This is a genomic window from Cupriavidus sp. 2TAF22, assembly GCF_052115045.1.
Lineage (GTDB): Bacteria > Pseudomonadota > Gammaproteobacteria > Burkholderiales > Burkholderiaceae > Cupriavidus.
Map to the genome: position 1 here is coordinate 47,039 of NZ_JBFRFX010000025.1, position 21,177 is coordinate 68,215.

Genomic DNA, 21,177 nt, shown 5'->3' on the forward strand with positions numbered 1-21,177 from the left:
CCGTTCATCATTGGCGTGCTGACCTGATCTCCGGATGCCATGCCCATCGGCAAGGCGCCCGACCTGGATAGCGGGTCAGATAGACGTACACACGTACTTCACCTCCACGAACTCATCGAGGCCATACTTCGACCCTTCCCGGCCGACACCGGATTCCTTGACTCCTCCGAATGGTGCGACGGCATTCGTAACGGCGGCTTCGTTCACGCCCACGACACCAACCTCCAAGGCCTCGGTGACGCGCCAGGAGCGCCCGAGATCGCGCGTGAAAACGTAGGCTGCCAGCCCATAAGGCGTCGCATTCGCCATGGCAATGACTTCGTCCTCTGTATGGAAGCGGAAAAGCGGGGCCACCGGGCCAAAGGTTTCTTCGTCTGCCAACGCCATGGAGGGGGTCGCATCGACAATAACCGTCGGCTCGTAGAAGGTACCACCGAGCCCATGCGGCTTTCCGCCGAGGACCACACGAGCGCCTTTTCCGACGGCATCGGTCACGTGCCGGTGGACCTTCTCCTTCGCTGCCGGGTTGATCAACGGGCCTTGTGTAACCCCCTCCTCCAGTCCATTACCCACCTTCAAGGCCGTCACCTGTTCGACCAGGCGACGCGAGAACTCGTCATACACGCGATCATGAACAAAGATGCGATTCGCGCAGATGCACGTCTGTCCGGTGTTCCGGTACTTGGATGCCATCACGCCACGAATGGCTACGTCGAGGTCGGCATCATCGAAAACGATAAGCGGCGCATTACCGCCAAGCTCGAGCGAGACGCGCTTGATCGTGTGTCCCGCCTGGCTTGCCAGCAGCTTGCCCACACGGGTGGATCCGGTAAAGCTGATCTTCCGTACACGTGTGCTACCGGTCAGTTCGGATCCGATGACCGCGGCGTCGCCAGTGATGACATTCACCACGCCCGCAGGAAAGCCGGCCTCCTCCGCAAGGCGTGCCAGCGCAAGCGCCGACAAGGGTGTCAGCTCGGACGGCTTGAGGACGATCGTACATCCTGCCGCCAGCGCCGGTGCGCATTTCCGCGTAATCATCGACACCGGAAAGTTCCACGGCGTAATCGCCGCCACCACGCCGATAGCCTGTTTGAGTACGGTGAGACGCGAACTCTGGATCGGCGCGGGAATCACGTCGCCATACACGCGCTTGGCCTCCTCGGCAAACCACTCGACAAACGACGCGCCATACTCGATCTCCATCCGGCTCTCGCCGATTGGCTTACCTTGTTCGGCGGTGATGATCCGGGCAAGGTCTTCCTTGTTTGCCAGGATCAGATCGAACCATCGCCTGAGAAGCCAGCTGCGATAAGCTGCCGTCTGCTTCTTCCATTGGTCGAACGCCCGATCGGCGGCGGCAATCGCCTGCCGCGTCTCCGCCACACCGCACCACGGAACCGTGCCGAGTTCCGCATTGTTGGCGGGATTCGTTACCGCCGCAGTCGCGCCATCCTGCGCACCCACCCATCGTCCATCGACGTAACAGGCGTTCCGCAGCAAATCCCCGTTTGCGATCTCGAGTCCGAAGTCCGCACCTGCATGAATCTCTTGTGTAACAGTAGCCATATCAACTCCCAAATGTATCCACTCATCCCTGTCCTTGCAGAACGCATCGACTGGATGTACTCCGTCTCGTTCATGGATCAGGCGCTAGCTGCTCTGCGCCTGCGTTGCGTTCTCCCGGATGACTTCCCGCATGGTTTCGATCATCTGGGTGAGTTCACTTTCCGTGGAGAAGAACGGCGGGGAGATCGACGCGATGTCACCAGTCCAGCGCGTATAGAACCCGCGATCGAGCAATCGCTCGGTGATCTGATACCCGCGCAACGTCGGTCGACCGTCGATCGGCGTGAACTCGACTGCGCCAGCCAGGCCGATGTTCCGGACGTCGATCACATTCGGCTCGCCCTTCAATGAATGGAGCGCATCCTCGAAGAGCTTTTCGCGCGCCCGGACCTGCGCAGGCACGTCTTCCTCGTCGAAGACATCCAGCGCGGCCAGCGCCGCGGCTACCGGCACAGGATGCGCCGAGTACGTATAGCCATGGAAGATCGTGTTCACGTGTTCGGGCGTCGTCATGAACGTATTGAAGATTTCGTCGGTCATGATCACGCCACCCAGCGGCTGCGTCCCATTGGTCACCGTCTTTGCAAAGGTGATCATGTCGGGCTTCACGTTGAAGCGCTGCGCAGCAAAGTTCTCCCCCATTCGTCCAAAGCCGCAGATCACTTCGTCGAAGATGAGGAGGATTCCGTGCCTGGTGCAGATCCGGCGCAATTCCTCGAGATAGCCCACAGGCGGGACGAGTACGCCGGTCGATCCTGCCATCGGCTCCACGATGACGGCGGCGATGGTCGATGCGTCGTGCAATGCGACCAAGCGCTCCAGTTCCCGGGCGAGATGCGCGCCCCAGGCCGGCTGCCCTCTGGAGAACGCCATGTCGTTCAAGCTGTGGGTATGGGGAAGATGATCGACACCCGGCATCATCATCGTCGCGAACATCTTGCGGTTCGGAACCATCCCGCCCACGGAGATGCCCCCCATCCCGACACCGTGATAGCCGCGCTCGCGGCCGATGAAGCGGAAGCGCGCCGCGTCGCCGTTAATGCGGTGATAACCCATGGCGATCTTCAGCGCAGTGTCCACGGCGTCCGATCCGCCCGTCGTGAAGAAGACGTGATTCATCCCTGCCGGCGCCAGTCTGGCAATGCGATCGGCGAGCCGGAACGCGGATGGGTGGGACATGTTGAACGCGGCAACGTAATCCAATTGCCGCATCTGCTGGCTCACTGCCTCGGCGATCCTGGGATGGCAGTGCCCCATGCCCGTACACCACAGGCCCGAGAACCCATCGAATATGCGCTCGCCTTGCGGCCCGTAAATATAGCTACCTTCGGCTTTGACAATGAGGCGGGGACGACGCTTGAATTGCTTGTTCGGCGTGAACCCCATGAAGTACGACTCCAGATTCAATGCGTTCTGCTGGTTGGTGTCAGACTCAGCCACGAGTACTCCTTTTATGCTGGTTTCTCAGTAATTCCGAGCGGTCTTGAGCCTTTACAATACGCGCACCCGACGCTACCCTGTGAGACCAACTCGATCAGATTGATAGGGCCAATATGGCCGATTCTCTGCTTTCCGATCTACTGAACAGCACGTTGCGCCGAGACGACGACGTGCCACTGCAGCGGCAGATTTCTAACCTCATTCGCGACGCCATCCTGGACGGCACTTTGAGAGCATCCGCACGGATGCCCGCGTCGCGCGCGCTTGCGTCTGCGCTAGGGGTGGCGCGTGTAACCGTCGTCAATGCATATGGAAATTTGCTGGACGATGGCTATCTCTGCGCCGGCTCAACCAACGGCACCTTTGTCTCGGACAAGTTGCCGCTCTGCGAGCGACCCTTCGTAAAGAATTCCGACGCCCGTCCGCTTTCACGCAGGGGGATGCAGATCGTGCAAGCGCCCACCGGGATACAGGAATTCAAAGGTGCCTTCGTTCAGGGGGTGTGCGACGTCAACTACTTTCCGGTTCGGACATGGCGAGCGATTCAGAATCGCTATCTCGGTGAGCAGCATGCTGACCTGATGGGATACTCGAGCCCGGGAGGCTACCTGCCCCTGCGCCGTGCCCTGGCGGAGTACCTGCGCGTGTCGCGGGCCGTTCGTGCTTCGCCTGAGCAGATCATCGTGACGATGGGTGTCAACCAGTCCATCGATCTGTGTTCGCGGATATTGGCGGATGAAGGACAGCTCGCCTATGTCGAGAATCCGTGCCATTGGGCGGCACCCATCGTATTGAAGGCCAACGGGCTTGAGGTCAAGGCTGTCGATGTCGATCGGGAAGGCATGCTGGTCGACCAGTGCGAAGGACACCCGAGATTGATCGTCACAACACCATCACATCAGTTTCCGATGGGCGTCACCCTGTCTGACGCGCGACGCCGAACTTTGCTGGCGCGGGCCGAGGAGTGGGACGCGTTCATTCTCGAGGATGACTACGACAGCGAGTTCAGATACGACCAGAGCCCGTTGCCCTCGCTGCAAGGTGTCGATACCAGCGATCGTGTCATTCTGATGGGCACGTTCAGCAAGGTGATGTACCCGGGGATGCGCCTGAGCTACATCGTTGTCCCAACGGATCTCGTCGACGGCTTTGCAGCCGCATCCCTGCGCCTGTATCGGCCAGGCTACCTTTCGCTGCAAGCTGCCCTGGCGGATTTCATCGTCGACGGACACTTTGCAAAGCATATTCGACGCATGCGTGAGATCTACGGCGCGCGTCAGGACGAACTGCTGCGATGCCTCGACCAGCATTTCGGCGCGGAGATGGAAACCTCGCGCAATGCCGCAGGCCTGCACCTGACCGTCAGGATCAACGGCCTGGCCGATTTCGAGGCTGCCGTCTCCCGCTCGCGTGCGGAGGGAATCTATCTTCGGCGCCTGAATACCTACAATCAGAATGCCACGCCGTTTCGCGATGGTTTCGTGCTGGGCTATGGCGCCATCGAAGTCGAGGCGATCCGCGCATCTGCCGACGCCTTCGCTCGCGTAGTCAATGAACTGCGCAGATGATTGTTCCGCACTGGCGGCCGACATGGCCACGGCACGGATGATGGACGGCACAGTCAAGCAACGTGCCATCTCGCGCCGCGGCAGCGAGCCCTCCTTATCTCATCCTCAGAGATCAAGCACCATGTGATCGGACTTGCAGCGCGAGACACACACCATCATCACGCTGTTCGATGCCTTCTGCGATTTGCTGAGAATGCTGTCCCGGTGATCGGCCTCCCCAGCGAGGATGCGCGTCTCACAGGAACCACACACACCCTCTTCGCAGCTATACAGGACGTCCACGTCTGCCTCCAGCAGACAGCTGAGCAACGGTTTTTCCTTGGGGACATGCAGGGTGCGGCCGCTCTTGGCGAGTTCGACCACGCACTGCCCGCTGGGGACAGCCTGCCCGGAATCGACCGTGGCGGCCCTGAAGCGCTCGACGTGAACATTGGGGAAGCCCAACGCCTCGCATGCTGCCTCGAACGCGTCGAGCATCCCCGAAGGGCCGCAACAGTAGAAGTGATCGTTGGGCGTGAAGGCCCGCAGATAGTCTTCAAGACTTGCCGTCGCACCAGACTCCTCCGAGAAGTGAAGCTGCATTGCAAGCCTGTCGCCGACCATTTTCTCCAGGTCACGCAGAAACGGCGCCTCGCGGCGGTTACGCGCACAGTACAGAAGATGCGCCGCCCGATCGAGACTATCGAGACGACGCATCATGGAGAGGAGCGGAGTTATCCCGATGCCGCCAGATACGAATACGGATCTCGGCGCATCTTCGACCAGCGCGAAGTTATTGCGCGGCTTCGAGATGGGAAGCACATCGCCGGCCCGCAACTCGCTGTGCACCCAGCTCGATCCGCCACGGCTGGATCGGTCACGCAACACACCGATCCGATAGCGACCGACATCCTCCTGCGAATTGTGCAGGGAGTAGCTACGAACGAGGCCATTTGGCAGGTGCAGATCGATGTGAGCGCCGGCGGCGAACGCGGGGAAACTGATGTCGGGCAGCGCAGGATGCAGTTCAATGCTGATGACGCCATCCGCAACAGCGACCACGCTATGCACGAGCGCATGCAGGGCATCCGCGGCAGCGTGCGTGGAAGGATGGGCGACCTTCTGCGCCACATGTGCGGTCGCCGGGGAAGCGGGTGTTTGCGTCATCATGGGTAGTCTCCACAAATTCGATGAGATGCTTGGCAGGCGACGCTGGGTCGATCAGGTTCGCAGGATTCGTCAAGTGAACCGACGCCGCAGGTGGCCGAGAGTGACACCCCGATTTTCGTCCAGCGAGCGAGGAATGCGGAGCACGATTTGATTCCATACCGGAATCTGGCCTTGCGCACCCCGTTGTGGCTTCCACCCCCGTTTGAATTCCGTTACATTCGGCCTGGGCACCACGCGAGCAGCATACGGAGGCAAGATGAGAATCGAGGATCTACGTGTATTTTCGGTACTGGCTGAGGCTCGCAGCCTGCATCGCGCTGCGCAGAAACTGGGCCTGACGCAATCGACCGTCACAAAGATCTTGCAGCGACTGGAGGCCGAATTCGAAGTCCGGCTCGTCGATCGAGGTGGAAGAGGTGTTGAACTGACGTACGCAGGACGCGTCCTGTTAGAGCGCATTGCGGATGTGAGAGAGTCCGTCGCGCAGACCTACGCCGAAATGTCCGCTGTCAAGTCTGCGTCTGCGGGGCGGATCCGTCTCGGCGTCGTGCCTGCACTCCTGGAATCCGCACTTCTGCCGATGGTGGCACGCTATACAAAGCGCGAAAAGGAAATATCCTTTGCGCTCTCCGTGCAGGTGTCGACACTGCTTTTCGAAGAGTTGAAAGATGGCCAGCTGGATCTTGCGCTTTGCTTCATGCCGGAGGCCATACCCGACGAACTCCAGTCCGATGACTTTGGCCGTCAGCGGTACGTTATCGCTGCCAGGCGTGGCCACCCCTTGGCATCTGCATCGGTGGAGCCGGCACTGCTCAAGTCCGCGCAGTGGTTACTGCCACTCCCTGGTCACGGCATGCGCCAACTCGTCAGCAAATTCTTTCAGGAGCACGGGCTCGGCGCGCCACAGGTCGTCATCGAGACCGACGCATCAACCGCACTCCTCCCGTCATTGCTACGCGACAGCGATCTGATCACGATCCTGACGGATCAAATGCTCCAGACCCATGCTGGAAGAGATCTCGTTGCGCTCCCCTACGAGACAGCGTTCGAGACCCGCATGCAGCTTTTCTACCGCAGGAAAGCCTATATGTCGCCAGCGGTACAGAAGTTCCGCACCGCCCTGCATTCGGCCATGAAGCCAGCATGAGGATGTCGGGCTCGGCGCCGGGGCGGGGCCCGCGTCCTTCGTTCGTGCCGCAGCCCTGGCATTTTGAGCTTGGCTCATACGCGACCGGAGCAAGGGTCGCGGCATTCTGCCGCAACTCTACTCAAGCACGAAGATCGCCAAAGCTGACTTGAATAACGCCTATTCTCCCGGCGCGAACGCAGCGAGTCCGCCTCGATACTCCGCCATGGAGAATACGTCAGGCAAGACGGCGGCCAACTCGTCCGGATCCATTTCGATCCCGTTCGCCTCAAGCAGCGGCGCAGCTTCGTCCACCATCGTACGCCAGTCGTCACGGCCACGAAATTGTTCCAGCATGTCCGCATAGGGCTCATGTCCGAGCGCACGGACAAGCAGGTCGGTGAAACTCACTACCTTGAATCCGTGCACCTTGCCATCGGAGGCCAGGCTGCGGTGGCAGGCATGGTATAGCGAGACAACGGCATCCATGTCGCCGCGCTTGTAATGGTCGACCGTCCTAGTGCGCTCCTGTTGCTTCAGTCCTGGGCAACGGTCAGAGCCGGAATTGCCGCACATATAACCCTGCTCTTCCACTTCATCGACGATCGTGAGTCCGGGGATGGCCTGCAAGAGCTCTTTGACGTCCTGGCTAACCTGCAGCAGGCCTCGATGGGTATGCAGGAGCACGCGCATATTGACGGGCGTGGTAAAGAGCGCGCGCAACTGGTCCTTCCTCTCGATCAGGTACTTTGTGATGTGATCGATATCGAACTTGACCTCGCGGTACCCTTCAATGGTTTGCGTGAAATGAATCTGGCAGGACGGGCACCAGTTCAGGACGCGTTCCGGCTTGAAATCACCGAATTTCTGGAGCGTCTGCTCGCTCACCCTGCCGCCTTTTGGCAAATCCCCTTCCCACTTGCTGTGGACGATCCCGCAGCATGACGCGGGGCCGCCCATTACTTCGTAATTGACGCTAAGGGCGTCAAGCACGCACATTGCATTGAATAGCACATGCGGCGTTCGAATCGCATTACAACCCGTATAGAACACGACGTCGACGGGCCGGGGCTTCTTTGGCCTCAGCAGGCGGGCGGCGTCAGCCGGCACCATCTGCATGGAAACCATGATGCGAATCGCGCGGGAGAGCTTGTGAAAGAGGTGTGGCGTAGGACTTGTGCGTCGCGCAATCTCGGCATTGGCGAGGGCTAGCATGCGGCGTGGGTTGATGCCTTCCGGGCACGCCGGAATACAATCCCCGCACCCATTGCATTGCTTTGCCCACGCGTACGAGGCTTTCGAGATCGTAGCGTCCGGCTCGCCGACAAAATCAAACACGCCTTTCACTACGGCCTTCGGGTCTTCCCCCGCGGCATCGGCAAACGGCACGACCGGGCAGACTTCCACGCACTTCCCGCATCGAGTGCAAGCATCTTGCAGATCCTGCCACGACCGGGCCACGTAGCTGCTCAAAATCTGGGGACTGTGGGTGTTGTTTTCCATGGGGATCCTTGAGGCACCGCTCTCCCGCCCAATGTCGGGCGCTTGAGAACCATTGTGGCGATCCGCCCGCGAAAAGTTGGCTTCAGTTGATTCCTTTCTGGAATAGCGTGCCGCAATTTCGCCCCAATTCCTCAAGATTTGCGGCTCTTCTCCAGGCAGCGTAATGTTCCCGGAATCTCAAGGCGACTTCGCACGCCTGCATCTCGATGGGCGAACCTCGAGCGCGCGGCCGCGGCCCGTCAGACGAGTGAGGAGCCGGGCCGCGCCGCCGCCAGGAACCAATCCGAACGCGGCTTCCATCTGGCTGAACGGCGCGGATTCCTGCGCGGCAAAGTGCATGTCGCGCGTCGGCACCGACTCGCTGCCCGCCCGGGCGCTCAGCGTTGCGCCATCAGCATGTAGTCCACCGTCAGGTTGGACAGCGCGCGCACGCCGCTGACCAGGGCCGGCTCATCCACATAGAACTCGGGCGAGTGGTTGGCGGCCGCCTTGCTCACATCCTGGCCCTTGGGCGTCACGCCGAGGTAGAAGAACAGCCCCGGCACCTTCTCCTGGTAGAACGAGAAGTCCTCCGATTCGCTCCGTTTGGGCGCGATCATCCAGTTACCTTCGCCGGCCACCCGCTGCAGCGTGGGCGCCATCTTCTCAGTGAGGGCCGGCTGGTTGATGGTGGCGTTGTACAGCTCCACCACGCGGAAGCTGGCCTCGGCGCCAGCGCTGGTTGCCATGGCCTCGGTGGTGCGCTTCATGCGGGCATGGATGTCTTTCTTCATGCCTTCGTCATAGGTGCGGATGGTGCCCATCATCTCGACCCTCTCCGGCACAATATTCATGCGGTTGCCGCCGTGGATGGTGCCCACGGTAATCACCGACGGTTCCAGCATGGCATCGACCTGCCGGCTCTGGATGGTCTGCAGGCCCATCACGATCTGCGAAGCCACTACGATCGGGTCGATCCCGCCCCACGGACGCCCACCGTGGGTCTGGCGGCCCTTGACGTCGATCCAGAACTGGTCGGCCGCCGCCATCGACGGGCCGCTGCGCCAGCCGAGCTTGCCGGATTCCATGCCGCTGGTAACGTGCAGGCCGAAGATGGCATCGACTTTCGGGTTGTCCAGCACGCCTTCGGACACCATCTGCTTGGCGCCCCACATATTGCTGCCGTTGGGCTCGAAATCCGCCGGGCTTTCCTCGGCTGGCTGGAAGATGAACTTGACCGTGCCCGGCAACTGGTCCTTCATGCCGGCCAGCACCTCGGCCGTCGCCATCAGTATCGCCACGTGGGTGTCATGCCCGCATGCGTGCATGACGTCCACTTCCTTGCCGAGGTACCGGCCCTTTGCCTTGGAAGCGAAGGGCACGTCGACGCGTTCCTTCACCGGCAGCGCATCCATGTCGGCGCGCAGCGCCACCACCGGACCAGGCTTGCCGCCCTTGAGCACGCCAACCACGCCGGTCCTGGCCACGCCCGTCTCCACTTCCATGCCCAGCTTGCGCAGGTGGTCGGCGACAAGCTCCGCGGTGCGGGTCTCGTAGTTGCCGAGTTCCGGATGCTGGTGGATGTCGCGGCGCCAGGCGATGAGCTGGGCTTCGACGGCCTTGGCGCGCGCCTCGATCTGTGCGTGCAGGGTGTCGGCACTGGCGGGGGCCGGCGCGGTCTGCGCCAGCGCGGCGTTGCAGAGCAGGCCGGCGGCGAGTGCGACGCTGGCGAGGGCAATGCGGGTGGTGGAACGGGATGCGTTATGACGGACAGCCATGCGGGATCTCCTTCGTTGTTGTTGGTTTGATGCAAGCCGTGTTGCGGGATGCAGGTACAGCCTGCCGCAAGGGAAGCTGGCGGTTTTCTCCCCTCCTTGCTGTGGATTCATGCGACTGCCTTCAACTCGTTGTCCGAGCTTTTCTGTCGTGTGTCGTCCCTTGCGCTTCGCGTCTTTGCGAGCTCATGCCAATGAAATGATGTTCGTCATATCATGAGGCGAACGATCAACGGCAGCGGTGGGCTTTTCCGCCCTTCACTCCCGGCTGTCGCAAGCATCAATGTAACCAGCGTCTACATGGTAGTCAGGCATATCCGCATGGTCAAGAAGGAACCGATCTCCATGTCCTCGGTGCTATCCCTAGGGACATGGCGCCAGTGCCGGCGTAGGCTCGCCGTCGATTCGTCTTCCGCGACACCCATGCCGACTTCGGCCCGACCCTGGCGTGGTCCGAATAGGCATTCCCTGCGGCTTCGACCTGCCCGCCGCGTTCCGCCGCGGCGACGCAGGCGCGGATCGCCTACTCCGCCTCCACGCTTTCGAATACACTGTGCGCTCGGACAAAAACGGGCACATTCGTCTGTCGCTCATCTTGCCTAGGCGCTCCCGGCTTGCGCGGTGTTTTGCGGGAGCCCGATCGCGCGGGACGCGTGTTGATGGCAGCCGTGCCGTACCTATCTCCTGCGCTTTGGAGAAAGACGCATGAAAAGCTGGATCGCAAAGGCCGCCGGCGCGCTTGCTTGTGCAATAGCGTTCCTGGCAGGACAGGCGTGCGCCGCGGACACGGCGACGCTGACCATTTCCGCTGGCACGCAACAGCGCAACTGGACGCGCGACGGGTTGCTGAATGACCGTCGCCTGACCGATGTGACGGTGGACGACGACAATCTGAAACGCCGCCTGACGTTCAAGGCCATTCCCCTGGCGGTCCTGCTGCGCGGCATGCCGGTGACGCCCGACGCGAGTGCGACGACTGCAGCCGGCGATGGCTATATTTCGCACCTGCCGATGCGCCTGCTGCTGGCTGACAGCGCCGACGAGCCGCGCGCCTGGCTGGCGGTGGAGAACCCGGCCGCGCCGTGGCCAACGCTCAAGGGCCAGGACATCGGGCCCTTTCGCCTGATCTGGACAGTTCCGTCGGGCCACGCCGCTTCCGTGGTCAACGAGAGTCTCTGGACATACAACATCGTGCGCATCGACATCACGGCTTCGCCTGCCGAGCGCTTCGCGGCCATCCGGCCCGCCGCCGGCCTGCCTGCCGACGGCCCTGTCATGCGCGGCTTTGCGACGTTCCAGCGCGTTTGCTTCTCGTGCCACTCCCTCAACCGGGTCGGCGATGCACAGCTTGGCCCCGATCTGAACGTGCCATACAGCCCGGTCGAGTACCTGGGCGACGACAAGCTGACCAAACTGATCCGTGACCCGCAGGCGCTGCGCTGGTGGCCCAACGCGCGCATGTCAGCGATCGACAGGAAAACGCTGTCTGACGCCGACCTGAAGGACTTGCTGGCGTATCTGCATCATATGGCCGGACACAAGGTGGCGGYGTCTGCGGCAGGCTCGTGACTCCGCTGCTACCTTGATTGCCACGCCACGGTTGCTGTCATGGTTGCACTCACAGGAAGGTCTTGACGATGTCCGTCGAGGAGCGTTGTCCCAGCGCGCTGAAGTTTGCCTTCAGCCAGCCATCGGCGCGCTCGCGTCCCAGCGCGCAGAGCTCACTCAGGAAGTGCCAGTCCGCGTTGAACTTGCTCGATACGCCGAGCCTGGCCATCTCGGTCTCGGCATCGATGCTGTGGATGAACATGCGCCGGTAGCGCGCGGGATCCAGCGCGCCTTCGTCGATCAGGCTGGAGACGAACTCGATCGCGCGCATCTCCCGCATCAGCGACGAGTTGAAGCTCAAGGTGTTGACCCGGTCGAGGATTTCCCGTGCCGTAGTCGGTACATTTGGAATGCGGATCGGATTGATGCGGATGATCAGCACATCGCGGGCGTCGGTCTCGTAGATCAAGGGGTAGATGGGCGGATTGCCCATGTAGCCGCCGTCCCAGTAGTACTCCCCCTCGATCTCCACGGCCTGGAACAGGCTGGGCAGGCAGCCCGAGGCCAGCACGGTCTGGATGCTGATTTCGTGATTGCCGAACACCCGTATGCGGCCGCTCAGCACATTGGTGGCGCACAGGAAGAGCCTGGGGCTACGGCAATTGCGCAGTATCTCGAAATCGATCATCCGGGCCAGCATGTCGCGCAGCGGGTTCAGGTTGGACGGGTTGAGCTGGTAGGGCGAAAAGAAGCGGGTGACATAGTCGAACATCAGCCACCCCGGCGAAAGGTTCAACTGGTCGAAGCCCATCATCCGGTCGAGCCAAGAGGGCTGTAGCGGGCTCATTCGGGCGCAGTCGGCGACGCCGCGCCACAATGCCTCAAGCATCCGGCGCGCCCCCTCCCGTCCACCGCTGACGAGGCCGTAGGCGAGCACGGTAGCGTTGACCGCTCCGGCGCTGGTGCCGCTGATGCCGTCGATCTCGATGCGGTCATCCTCGAGCAGGCGATCGAGCACGCCCCAGCTGAACGCCCCGTGGCTGCCGCCTCCCTGCAGCGCGATATTGATGCGGCGGACCGGGGAGGATGACGTCCCGTGCACGGCGCCCTCCTCGGTTGCCGGCGTCGCTGGCGCTGCCCGCCTGGCGTTGCGCCGGGGGCCGCTTGCTGCGGCTCGCGCTGGTTGGGACATTGGCGTCTCCTCGATCGATGGCTGCCGGGGCTCAATGCGGCGCCGGGAGGCTGAGCCGCCACGTCAGGTTGCGACGGGCGCTGGCTTCGCAGCGGGCGTGGAATATGTCCGTGTAGTAGATGCGTGGACGCGCCAGCAGCGCACCCAGCAGGGTACGCTCGCGCGCATCGTAGGTCCGTTCGTCGAGATCGGGGCGCTCGGCCCGCAGGCGCGCCCCGTCCTGGCGGAAATGCGTACGTCCGCCACCGAGAACCGCCAGGTCGATGTCAACGGTGAAGGCGGCGTCCGGATCGGGCGGCGCAACGGCATGCCGGGTCGCCAGGATCATGTCGGCGATGCGCCCCGCCGCCGCGATGCGCCCCCCGGCCCGCTGCACGAACCACTCGGCGCTGCGTTGCTCGTTGTCCCTGGCTCCGGGAATGAAGATCACGTCGTGGCACCAGAGCGCCAATTCCACGGCATCGGGGTCGGGGACCGCGTCGCGCACCCGGTCGAGGTCGCGCATGCAGCGGCGCACATGGTGCAGGGTGTGATAGTGACGCGCCGGCTCGGCGTAGTGGCGTGCCAGGTCCGCATAGGTGGCCTCGCCGTGGATGCCGCCACAGCGCGACCACAACGCCAGGAAGCGCGCTTGCGTCTGGTTCATCTGGCCTCCCCCGCCACGGAGCCCCGGGGCGGGTCTCATTCGCGTCACGCGCGTCCCCCGGATCAGCATGAGTATGCGCCACGGCCGCGCCGGTGAGGCGGTAAAGGATCGCCTCCAAAGTACTCTGCCGCACTATCGCGGCGCAGCCGGCGCGCGAATTCAAGTTGAGCAACCCCGGCGACGGTGCCAGAATGCCCAAAGTGCAAGCGCAGTTTGCCGACGACGTTTTGACGGCCAGCCGATCGACCGGACGGATTGATGCATATGGACCGAGAACCAGTACCTCAGGCGTCCGACGGCTCGGTATTGTTCGCGGATGTCAGCGGCAGTACAAGGCTATATGAAACGGCCGGCGATACGGTCGCCTTCGGTGCCATCACCCGCTGCATCGCCGTCATGAAATCCTGCTCCGGGGCCGTCCAGGGCCGCGTCGTCAAGACCATCGGCGACGAGATCATGGTGGTGTTTGCATCGGCCGAACAGGCGATGCAGGCAGCACTCGACATGCAGGTGGCGGTTTCTGAACTTCCGCCCATTGCCGGCGTGCCCATGTCGGTCCATATCGGCTTTCATCATGGCCAGGTGTTGTCCGATGAATCGGGCGACGTGTTCGGCGACACCGTGAATCTCGCCGCCCGCCTCTCCAAGCTCGCCTCGCGTGGACAGATCATCACCAGCAGGACCTCCGTGGAGCGCCTGCCGGAGAGGTTGCGCCAGATGACCCGCTACCTGTACCCGATACAGGTGCGCGGCAAGGAACCGCCCGTCGATCTGTTCGAAGCGATATGGCAGCAGAACGCCGACATGACCGTCATGGCCGTGGCGAGTCCGCGCGCCTTGCGCAGCGCGCTGCTCACGCTGAGGTACCGGGAAACGCTGCTCGAAATGAACGCCACCTCCACGCCGGTCAGCATTGGCCGCGACAGCGCCATGAATATTGTCGTGGCGGACCGGCAGGCGTCGAGATTCCAGGCGACGGTCGAGTCGCGCGCGGGCAGGTATGTGCTGACCGATCGAAGTTCGAACGGCACGCATGTCACCATCGATGGCGAAGATGAATTCGTCCTGCGCCGCGACGAAGTCGCGCTCAGGGGACATGGCTGGATCACGTTTGGCCAGTCGATGGAGTCCGCGGGCGAGCGGGTTGAGTTCTTTCTCTACGTTGAAGGCCGCTGAGCGTCAAAGTGAGTGCCGCGACACCCGATGCCAGGCAAGGGTCGCCTGCGCCACCTGAGCCAGCAGCCGGCACCACGGTGCCCGCCGGCGACGGATGCGCCGTGCGGGGCGGGCCATGCCCCGCTCAATCCGCCTTGACCTGGGCCGCCACGACGACGTCCTTCCATGCACGGATGTCGTTGCGGATCACCTGCATGAACTGTTCGGGCGAGTTCCGCCCCACCCATGCCAGGCCTTGCTGCGCAAACGCGGGCTGCAGCCCGGGGTCGAGCATGACCCGCGTGATCTCGCCATTGAGCCGGCTGACGATACCGGCCGGTGTGCGTGCCGGCACGAAAAAGCCATACCAGCCATCGAGGTCGAAGCTGAATCCTTGCTCCTTGAGCGTCTTCACATTTGGCAGCATGGGCGCGCGGCGCGTGCCGGTCATGGCGATCGGCCGCAGCTTGCCGGCCTGGACCAGGGCGACGGGCGAGCGCGCATCGACGAATGCAAGTTTGACCACGCCGCCCTGCAGGTCCGTGAGCAGTTGCCCCATGGTCTTGTAGGGGATATGCCGCATCCGGAGCTGCCTGTCGTGCGCAATGGCTTCCATTGCGAGGTGCCCGGTCGAGCCGACTCCCCACGTGCCGTAGGCGATCTCGGGATTCGCGCGCACGTATTCGAGGAATTCGCTGAAGTCACGTACCGGCACGCCCGCGGCTGCCACCAGCAGCACGCCGCCGGCGCTGACCTGGATGACCGGCGCCAGGTCCCTGAGCGTATCGTAGGGCAGCGTAGCGCGAAGCGCGGCGTTGACCGACACCGCCGAGGCATTGCTGAAGAGGATGGTGTTGCCGTCAGGCGCCGCCTTGGCGGCCATGTCGTTGCCGATCAGGCCGTTGGCTCCGGGCCGGTTCTCGACGATGACGGGCTGCCTGAGGGCCTTCGACAGGGGCTCGGCAAACAGCCGCGCCATCAGGTCGGTGCCCGAGCCGGCCCCGCCCGGCACGATCATGCGCACGGGCTGGGACGGCCACGGCGGCGCCGGCTGGGCCCGGGCTTGGAGCGGGCCGGCAATCAGCGCTGCCATGGCGGTGGACAGCAGGCCTTCCATCCAAATGCGTCGGTTCATCGTTGTCTCCTGGAATCCGTGCCGGGTAAGCACCGGTCATGCGCAAAGGCAGCGGTTCGCGGCGGCGCGCGCCCCGGAACCGCCGCTGTACTAGCCTTGCTTCGGGGGCGGCTGGAACCCGAGGAAGGCACGATTCCAGGTCGGGCTGATGACCAGTTCATTGATGGTGGCGCGCGCCGGCATCGAGATCACGAAATCGACCGCTGCCGCCACGTCTTCCGCCTGCAGCATGCGCGCAAGGTCTTCCTCCGAGGGCGGCGTGGGACGGTTGAGCAGGATCGGCGTGGCCGTCTCGCCCGGATAGATCGCGCAGGCGCGGATGCCGTTGGCGCATTCCTCCATCGCCACGGACAGGGTCATGGCGGCCATCGCATGCTTGCTTGCACCGTAGGCGGCGCCGGTCAGCGCGGAGGCGAAGCGGCCGGCCCAGGACGAAATATTGACGATGGTGCCCCCGCCCTGCTCCCGCATGCCGGGCAGCACGGCGTGCATGCAGTAGAACGCGCCGTTGAGATTGATGTCGATCACCTGGTCCCAGTCCGCCGGCGTGAGCTTCGACAGCTTGCGGTTGGCCACGTTGATGCCCGCCGCGTTGACCAGGATGTCCACCGCGCCGATGCGCTCCTGCAACTGCCGGCCGGCCGCTTCCACCGCTGCGCGGTCCGCCACGTCGAGAGGCAGCGCGATGATCCGCTCGTTCCCGCACTCGGCCACGAGGGCGTCGATCGCCTCCTGGCTGCGCGCGGAGATGACCACGGTCGCGCCGGCCTGCCAGAGCGAGAGCGCGCAGGCCCGCCCGATGCCGCTGGAGCCGCCCGTGATCCAGGCCGTTTTTCCGTGCAGAGACTTCATGGTTGTACTCCTTCGCCTTGATGCTTCGATGCTTCGATGCTTCGATGCTTTGATGTCTTGATGGATTCATCCGCCCGCATGGCGATGCACGGTGTCACCCGCCGCATGCGGCGCGATTCAGTGCGTGGTCACGCCCATGATCTGGTTCACGTCATAGATCGGCGGCCGGGGATTCTTCGCCCAGGCATCCGTGAGCAGGTACCGCAGCCTGAAGCTCTCGGGCACGTCGGCCAAACCCGGCGTGAACAGCCACAGGCGCAGCAGGTGGCGCTTGCGGTCCAGATCGGGATGATCCTCGTAGCTGGTGCGCGAATGCAGGATTACGTAGTTGTTCAGGAACTGCATGTCGCCCGGCGCGAGTTCCATATCGATGCGAAAGCGCGGATCCTGCGTGTAGGCGTCGAAGCGGTCCAGCGCGGCGATGTCTTCCGGCGCCAGGCGCGGCGCCTCGGGAAAGCGCTGGGCCGTGTTGATGAAACTGCGGATATACCGGTTGAACAGCCGGCCGCCATGCCACGTGAACACGTGCGTCATGGTGAACGGCGCCTGGCCGGGCGCTTCCTCATGCCGGCGATCGAAGGCGAAAGGCTGGTACAGGCGCGCCAGCAGGTCCGGATGTTCTTGCAGCATGGCATTGTGAATGGCCATGGAGCTGGCGATGCTGCTGACCCCGCCCTCTTTCGCCGTGCGCAAGCAAAGCAGGCCGACGACATCCGCGCCATCGGTGTGGAACGGCAGTCGATGCCGTGACTGGTAGCCGCGCGCGGTCATGTCGTCCTTGGGGTTCTTGCCAAGATCCCAGACATGCCCAAGCACGTCGCCGAAGGCGTTTTGCGCCACGGCGCGCCCCATGTGCATGCCGATGCCCCAATAGATCGCGCCGGCATCCATCTTCGAGTAGCGCTCCATCGGCAGGCCGCGCAGCAGCACGACGCCCATGCCACGCTCCAGGCGCTGGCGCAGGTCGGCGAGCTTCGTGGCGAGGCTGCCGAGCGGAAAGGTTTCCCTGGTGATGGCGGGCACTGCCAGCCCCAGCCCCTTGGCATGGCCCAGTGCGGCATCCAGCTGCGCGACATCGTCCTGGCTCAGCCACATCACCCATTCGGACTCTCTCGAAGCCATCTCCGCCGCCGTCCAGCTGGCCGGCGTCTCGACGGGCTTCGGCGTAGCAATCTCATGCACAGCTTGCATCTTCGTCTCCTTGTTTTAGTGGCCGTTGCCAGGCGCCGGCCGTTGAATACATTGTGCGAAGAGACGCACCGGATGGCTAATGAAAAATGATGCTCACGACAAAACCAAAAGGTAATATCCGATATGTGAACCGTCCTCTCATGCGGCGAAAATTCAAATACTCACCAGAGTTTTAAGGGTCTGCACCGATGGATGCCATTAGTTTCTTACGCACTGGGTTGAAGTTGCGCCATCTCCGTCTGGTAATAGCGCTGGAGGAATACCGGCAGGTCGGGCGGGTGGCGCATGCGATGAACATCACGCAGCCGGCCGTCTCGAAGGCGCTGGCGGAAATCGAGGACGGCCTCGGCTATGCCTTGTTCGTGCGCCGGCCGCGCGGCATCGAGCCCACGCCGCATGGCCTGTGCTTTGTCCGCTACGCGCAGTCGATCCTCGACGAACTGGACCGGGCCGGCGATGAACTCCTGGCGCTGGGCCAGGGGGCTTCCGCCACGATCGCCGTGGGTACGATGCCGGGCACCACGCTGTCGCTCGCGCCGCGCATCGTGGCGCTGGCCAAGGCGCGCATGCCGACCTTGAACATCGCGGTGTACGAGGCGCCGATGGATATCCTGATGGGGCAGTTGCGCACCGGCCGGCTCGACGTGGTGCTCGGCGCGCTGTCGGAAAGGGCCACGCCGCAGGACGTCGGCCAGCACCATCTCTACGAAGAGGTCATGCGCGTCGTGGTGGGCCCCGGCCATCCGCTCGCCACGCGTGCGGACGTGGGCTGGCGCGACCTGGCCGATTTCCCGTGGGTGCTGCCGCCGCGCACCGCAAGGCTGCGGCAGAGCCTGGACGCCGCGCTCAGGCGCATGAAGGTCGAGAGCCCGCCGCACCATGTCGAATCCGTATCGGCCGGGCTGGTGCTGGGGCTGCTCGAAGAAATACAGGCGGTGGCGGTAGTGACGGGACGCCTGGCGCGAACCTATGAAGAGCGCGGGCTTGCCCGCATCCTGCCGCTCGAGATTCCAGGCGTGCTGCTGTCGATCTCGACCTTCACCCTGCTAGGGCAGGCGCCCTCGCCCGCCATCGAGGCCTTCCAGCATTGCGCGGAGCTTGCCGTGGCGGGCTGAGCGGCGCGGCTACTCCGGCTTGATGCCGTTGGCCTTCACGACGTCCGCCCAGGTGGCGTAGTCATTCCTGACCGTGCGCGCAAACTCGTCGGGGCTGGTCAGCGGCGGATCCGCCATCATGTTGAGCTGCTGGAAGCGCGCGGCCAGCGTCGGCGAGCGCAAGGCCTTGTTGATCTCCGTATTCAGCGCGGCGACGATATCGCGCGGCGTGCCTTTGGGGACGAACACACCATACCAGCCTTCGTTGCGCATCGGAAAGCCCTGCTCGGCCATCGTGGGCACATCGGGGTAGGCCGGCGCGCGGTGCTTTCCGGTGATGCCCAGCGCGCGGATCTTGCCGCTCTTGACCAGGGGTACCGAGGTGGTGATGTCGACGAAGGCGACCTTCAGCACCCCGCCCTGCAGGTCCGTCATGATCGGCGGCACGCCTTTGTACGGCACGTGGGTCAGCTCCAGCCCCGCCAGCGTGCGGAGTTGCGCCATGGCGAGGTGGCCGCCCGAGCCGACGCCCCAGCTGCCGTAGTCATACTTGCCCGGACTGGCCTTGACGGTGGCGACGAACTCCTTGACGTTCTTCGCCGGAAAATCGGGCGTGACGACCAGCAATACCCCGCCCGCGCCAATCTGCGCAACGGGAACCAGGTCTTTCACGATGTCGTAGGGCAGCTTCGGCTGGATGGCCTGGTTCATCACCGTGGCGGACGCGCTGGCGAACAGGACGGTATAGCCGTCGGGCTGCGCGCGGACCACGGTATCCACCGAAAGTTGTCCGTTGGCGCCGGGCTTGTTGTCCACCACCACGGGCTGCTTCAGCGCTTGCGAAATCTGCTCGGCGAAAACGCGGGCCAGCACGTCCGGCCCGCTGCCGCCAGGGCTGGGAACGACCAGGCGGATCGGCCGCGACGGCCATTTGTCCTGGGCCAGGGCGGAACCCGCAACCAGTGCTGCAGCCGTCAGTGCCGTGATGCTCAATGCAAGGCCGGCGCGGCCTGCCCATTTCTGCTTCATGTTGTCTCCTGGGAAGCACACGCCGTTTCTATGAGTGTCTGGCTATCGGAGGCGTGTGTGCCGGTGAATTCTGCCCACGCTCAGGCCCGGAACACTAATGAATTAATACCTCAGATACATGAGCAATCGGTAATGTCGCAAGATGGGAGCGGCGCGCCCCGGCGCTATGCGCGGTGGACGGTGAGGCGGGGCCGCCGGCGGCGCTCGGTGCGCAGCGCCCCGGGAGGCACGCCTTCCCAACGCTGGAAGGCCTTGTTGAATCCCGCCTGCGTCTTGAAACCCAGGGCCTGGGCGATATCGCCCGCGGGCAGATCCGTATTGGCCAGCAAGCGCCGCGCAAGCGCGCGGCGTTCTTCGTCGAGCAACACGGCGAAAGACGTGCCGTGATCCTGCAAGTGACGATGCAGGGTAAAGCGGTGCACGGCAAACAGCGAAGCCAGCCGGGTCGCGGTGCACTCTCCCAGCAGCATCAGGTCGCGCAGCGCATGGCGGACCTGGCCGAGAAAATCAGGCATGACATGGGATTCCAGCTCGCTGAGGTAGCGGACCACCGACGATTCGAGCGCCTCGTCGGCCACGCCGCAGCGCTGGTCGAGGGTGGCCGAGGCGAAGGTGAATTCGTCGCGCGGCTGGCCAAACAGGACATGGGGACCGAAGTGCGAGGCGTACGGCCCCAGCCCGGCAGGGAGCGGCCGGGACAGGTGAACCGCCGCGGGCGTCCACATCTTGCCGAGCAGCAGGCGGAACAACTGGAGGTTGGCCGCCAGGTAGGCCGTCAGCAATTCCTCGCGGCCAGCGAAGGTGCCGTCGATCTCGACCGAGAATGCCGCGTAACCCTCACGCACGGTGAGCGCCGTATCGATGCCCCGGTACCAGATGCGGCCGTAGCGCAGGATGCCCTCCACGGCATCGCGCGCCGTCTTCGAGGACAGCAGCAGCAGCCGCAGGGGGCCGGCATTCTCCATGTTCGCCCGGGCACCCACCAGCACGCCGAGGTGCGGGCAGGCAGCCGAATCGCTGGCGTCCGCGAGGATACGCGCGCACACCGCCAGCGCCAGCGGTGCCATGGGCTCCTCCAGCGCCGCCGCGGTTACGCCATGGCGGCCCAGGACCGGCCAGGGATCCACGCCAAGTTCCCGCAGGACTTCGATCACGCGCGCCAGGGTGCCCATGGGTACGGAACGGTTGACCGGCTTCATAAATTCAGGGTTTCCACCAAGTGTGAC

The 21,177-nt window shown here is 63.5% G+C and carries 17 protein-coding genes; 5 read left to right on the plus strand and 12 right to left on the minus strand.

The window, feature by feature from the left end:
• Positions 1 to 75: 75 nt before the first annotated feature.
• Together AB4Z48_RS26770 and AB4Z48_RS26775 are read right to left on the minus strand one after the other, a co-directional pair.
• Positions 76 to 1,569: an NAD-dependent succinate-semialdehyde dehydrogenase gene (locus tag AB4Z48_RS26770; RefSeq protein ID WP_441619553.1), complete on the minus strand. Its 1,494-nt coding sequence runs from the start codon at positions 1,567 to 1,569 to the stop codon at positions 76 to 78.
• Positions 1,570 to 1,653: 84 nt separating this feature from the next.
• Positions 1,654 to 3,009, minus strand: a complete 1,356-nt coding sequence (locus tag AB4Z48_RS26775) for an aspartate aminotransferase family protein (RefSeq protein ID WP_441619555.1) — start codon at positions 3,007 to 3,009, stop codon at positions 1,654 to 1,656.
• A 113-nt stretch (positions 3,010 to 3,122) separates the two neighbouring features.
• On the opposite strand from AB4Z48_RS26775, the gene pdxR reads away from it, so the two are divergent.
• Complete coding sequence (pdxR, locus tag AB4Z48_RS26780; RefSeq protein ID WP_441619557.1) at positions 3,123 to 4,577, plus strand: MocR-like pyridoxine biosynthesis transcription factor PdxR; 1,455 nt, start codon at positions 3,123 to 3,125, stop codon at positions 4,575 to 4,577.
• Positions 4,578 to 4,682: 105 nt separating this feature from the next.
• On the opposite strand, the gene AB4Z48_RS26785 is transcribed toward pdxR, so the two are convergent.
• Positions 4,683 to 5,726, minus strand: coding sequence for a PDR/VanB family oxidoreductase (locus tag AB4Z48_RS26785; RefSeq protein ID WP_441619559.1), 1,044 nt, complete (start codon positions 5,724 to 5,726; stop codon positions 4,683 to 4,685).
• Positions 5,727 to 5,982: 256 nt separating this feature from the next.
• On the opposite strand from AB4Z48_RS26785, the gene AB4Z48_RS26790 reads away from it, so the two are divergent.
• Positions 5,983 to 6,873, plus strand: a complete 891-nt coding sequence (locus tag AB4Z48_RS26790) for a LysR family transcriptional regulator (RefSeq protein ID WP_441619561.1) — start codon at positions 5,983 to 5,985, stop codon at positions 6,871 to 6,873.
• 159 nt (positions 6,874 to 7,032) lie between these two features.
• Here the strand turns inward: AB4Z48_RS26790 and AB4Z48_RS26795 are convergent, their stop codons facing one another.
• Together AB4Z48_RS26795 and AB4Z48_RS26800 are read right to left on the minus strand one after the other, a co-directional pair.
• The gene (locus AB4Z48_RS26795; protein WP_441619563.1) at positions 7,033 to 8,355 is read right to left on the minus strand and encodes a (Fe-S)-binding protein; all 1,323 of its coding nucleotides are present in this window, start codon (positions 8,353 to 8,355) and stop codon (positions 7,033 to 7,035) included.
• A 377-nt stretch (positions 8,356 to 8,732) separates the two neighbouring features.
• Positions 8,733 to 10,112 carry an amidohydrolase gene (locus tag AB4Z48_RS26800; protein ID WP_441619565.1) on the minus strand — a complete coding sequence of 460 codons (1,380 nt, stop codon included), beginning with the start codon at positions 10,110 to 10,112 and terminating at the stop codon, positions 8,733 to 8,735.
• Positions 10,113 to 10,814: 702 nt separating this feature from the next.
• Between AB4Z48_RS26800 and AB4Z48_RS26805 the strand changes: the two genes are divergently transcribed.
• The gene (locus AB4Z48_RS26805; protein ID WP_441619567.1) at positions 10,815 to 11,678 is read left to right on the plus strand and encodes a c-type cytochrome; all 864 of its coding nucleotides are present in this window, start codon (positions 10,815 to 10,817) and stop codon (positions 11,676 to 11,678) included.
• Positions 11,679 to 11,727: 49 nt separating this feature from the next.
• Here the strand turns inward: AB4Z48_RS26805 and AB4Z48_RS26810 are convergent, their stop codons facing one another.
• Together AB4Z48_RS26810 and AB4Z48_RS26815 are read right to left on the minus strand one after the other, a co-directional pair.
• A complete protein-coding gene (locus AB4Z48_RS26810) occupies positions 11,728 to 12,759 on the minus strand; it encodes a patatin-like phospholipase family protein (RefSeq protein ID WP_441619569.1) in 1,032 nt (343 codons plus the stop codon).
• A 121-nt stretch (positions 12,760 to 12,880) separates the two neighbouring features.
• Positions 12,881 to 13,495, minus strand: coding sequence for an HD domain-containing protein (locus AB4Z48_RS26815; protein WP_441619571.1), 615 nt, complete (start codon positions 13,493 to 13,495; stop codon positions 12,881 to 12,883).
• 264 nt (positions 13,496 to 13,759) lie between these two features.
• Between AB4Z48_RS26815 and AB4Z48_RS26820 the strand changes: the two genes are divergently transcribed.
• A complete protein-coding gene (locus AB4Z48_RS26820) occupies positions 13,760 to 14,671 on the plus strand; it encodes an adenylate/guanylate cyclase domain-containing protein (RefSeq protein ID WP_441619573.1) in 912 nt (303 codons plus the stop codon).
• 124 nt (positions 14,672 to 14,795) lie between these two features.
• On the opposite strand, the gene AB4Z48_RS26825 is transcribed toward AB4Z48_RS26820, so the two are convergent.
• The 3 genes from AB4Z48_RS26825 to AB4Z48_RS26835 all read right to left on the minus strand — a co-directional run bounded on the left by AB4Z48_RS26825 (position 14,796) and on the right by AB4Z48_RS26835 (position 17,828).
• The gene (locus AB4Z48_RS26825; RefSeq protein ID WP_441619575.1) at positions 14,796 to 15,785 is read right to left on the minus strand and encodes a Bug family tripartite tricarboxylate transporter substrate binding protein; all 990 of its coding nucleotides are present in this window, start codon (positions 15,783 to 15,785) and stop codon (positions 14,796 to 14,798) included.
• A gap of 90 nt (positions 15,786 to 15,875) precedes the next feature.
• Entirely contained in the window at positions 15,876 to 16,637 is a 762-nt protein-coding gene (locus AB4Z48_RS26830; protein ID WP_441619577.1) for an SDR family oxidoreductase, read from the minus strand.
• 117 nt (positions 16,638 to 16,754) lie between these two features.
• Positions 16,755 to 17,828 (minus strand): TauD/TfdA family dioxygenase, encoded by a 1,074-nt coding sequence (locus AB4Z48_RS26835; RefSeq protein ID WP_441619579.1) that lies wholly within the window; start codon positions 17,826 to 17,828, stop codon positions 16,755 to 16,757.
• Between the two features lie 224 nt (positions 17,829 to 18,052).
• Between AB4Z48_RS26835 and AB4Z48_RS26840 the strand changes: the two genes are divergently transcribed.
• Complete coding sequence (locus tag AB4Z48_RS26840; RefSeq protein ID WP_441619581.1) at positions 18,053 to 18,943, plus strand: LysR substrate-binding domain-containing protein; 891 nt, start codon at positions 18,053 to 18,055, stop codon at positions 18,941 to 18,943.
• Between the two features lie 9 nt (positions 18,944 to 18,952).
• Here the strand turns inward: AB4Z48_RS26840 and AB4Z48_RS26845 are convergent, their stop codons facing one another.
• Both AB4Z48_RS26845 and AB4Z48_RS26850 read right to left on the minus strand, forming a co-directional pair.
• Positions 18,953 to 19,951: a Bug family tripartite tricarboxylate transporter substrate binding protein gene (locus AB4Z48_RS26845; RefSeq protein WP_441619583.1), complete on the minus strand. Its 999-nt coding sequence runs from the start codon at positions 19,949 to 19,951 to the stop codon at positions 18,953 to 18,955.
• Positions 19,952 to 20,115: 164 nt separating this feature from the next.
• Positions 20,116 to 21,150 carry an AraC family transcriptional regulator ligand-binding domain-containing protein gene (locus AB4Z48_RS26850; RefSeq protein WP_441619585.1) on the minus strand — a complete coding sequence of 345 codons (1,035 nt, stop codon included), beginning with the start codon at positions 21,148 to 21,150 and terminating at the stop codon, positions 20,116 to 20,118.
• Between the last annotated feature and the right edge of the window lie 27 nt (positions 21,151 to 21,177).

Excerpts from the sequence above, each read along its gene's own strand:
- AB4Z48_RS26795 (WP_441619563.1), bottom strand. The coding sequence starts at position 8,355 with ATGGAAAACAACACCCACAGTCCCCAGATTTTGAGCAGCTACGTGGCC.
- pdxR (WP_441619557.1), top strand. The coding sequence starts at position 3,123 with ATGGCCGATTCTCTGCTTTCCGATCTACTGAACAGCACGTTGCGCCGA.
- AB4Z48_RS26770 (WP_441619553.1), bottom strand. The coding sequence starts at position 1,569 with ATGGCTACTGTTACACAAGAGATTCATGCAGGTGCGGACTTCGGACTC.
- AB4Z48_RS26785 (WP_441619559.1), bottom strand. The coding sequence starts at position 5,726 with ATGATGACGCAAACACCCGCTTCCCCGGCGACCGCACATGTGGCGCAG.
- AB4Z48_RS26850 (WP_441619585.1), bottom strand. The coding sequence starts at position 21,150 with ATGAAGCCGGTCAACCGTTCCGTACCCATGGGCACCCTGGCGCGCGTG.
- AB4Z48_RS26820 (WP_441619573.1), top strand. The coding sequence starts at position 13,760 with ATGGACCGAGAACCAGTACCTCAGGCGTCCGACGGCTCGGTATTGTTC.
- AB4Z48_RS26830 (WP_441619577.1), bottom strand. The coding sequence starts at position 16,637 with ATGAAGTCTCTGCACGGAAAAACGGCCTGGATCACGGGCGGCTCCAGC.
- AB4Z48_RS26835 (WP_441619579.1), bottom strand. The coding sequence starts at position 17,828 with ATGCAAGCTGTGCATGAGATTGCTACGCCGAAGCCCGTCGAGACGCCG.
- AB4Z48_RS26790 (WP_441619561.1), top strand. The coding sequence starts at position 5,983 with ATGAGAATCGAGGATCTACGTGTATTTTCGGTACTGGCTGAGGCTCGC.
- AB4Z48_RS26845 (WP_441619583.1), bottom strand. The coding sequence starts at position 19,951 with ATGAAGCAGAAATGGGCAGGCCGCGCCGGCCTTGCATTGAGCATCACG.
- AB4Z48_RS26815 (WP_441619571.1), bottom strand. The coding sequence starts at position 13,495 with ATGAACCAGACGCAAGCGCGCTTCCTGGCGTTGTGGTCGCGCTGTGGC.
- AB4Z48_RS26800 (WP_441619565.1), bottom strand. The coding sequence starts at position 10,112 with ATGGCTGTCCGTCATAACGCATCCCGTTCCACCACCCGCATTGCCCTC.
- AB4Z48_RS26825 (WP_441619575.1), bottom strand. The coding sequence starts at position 15,785 with ATGAACCGACGCATTTGGATGGAAGGCCTGCTGTCCACCGCCATGGCA.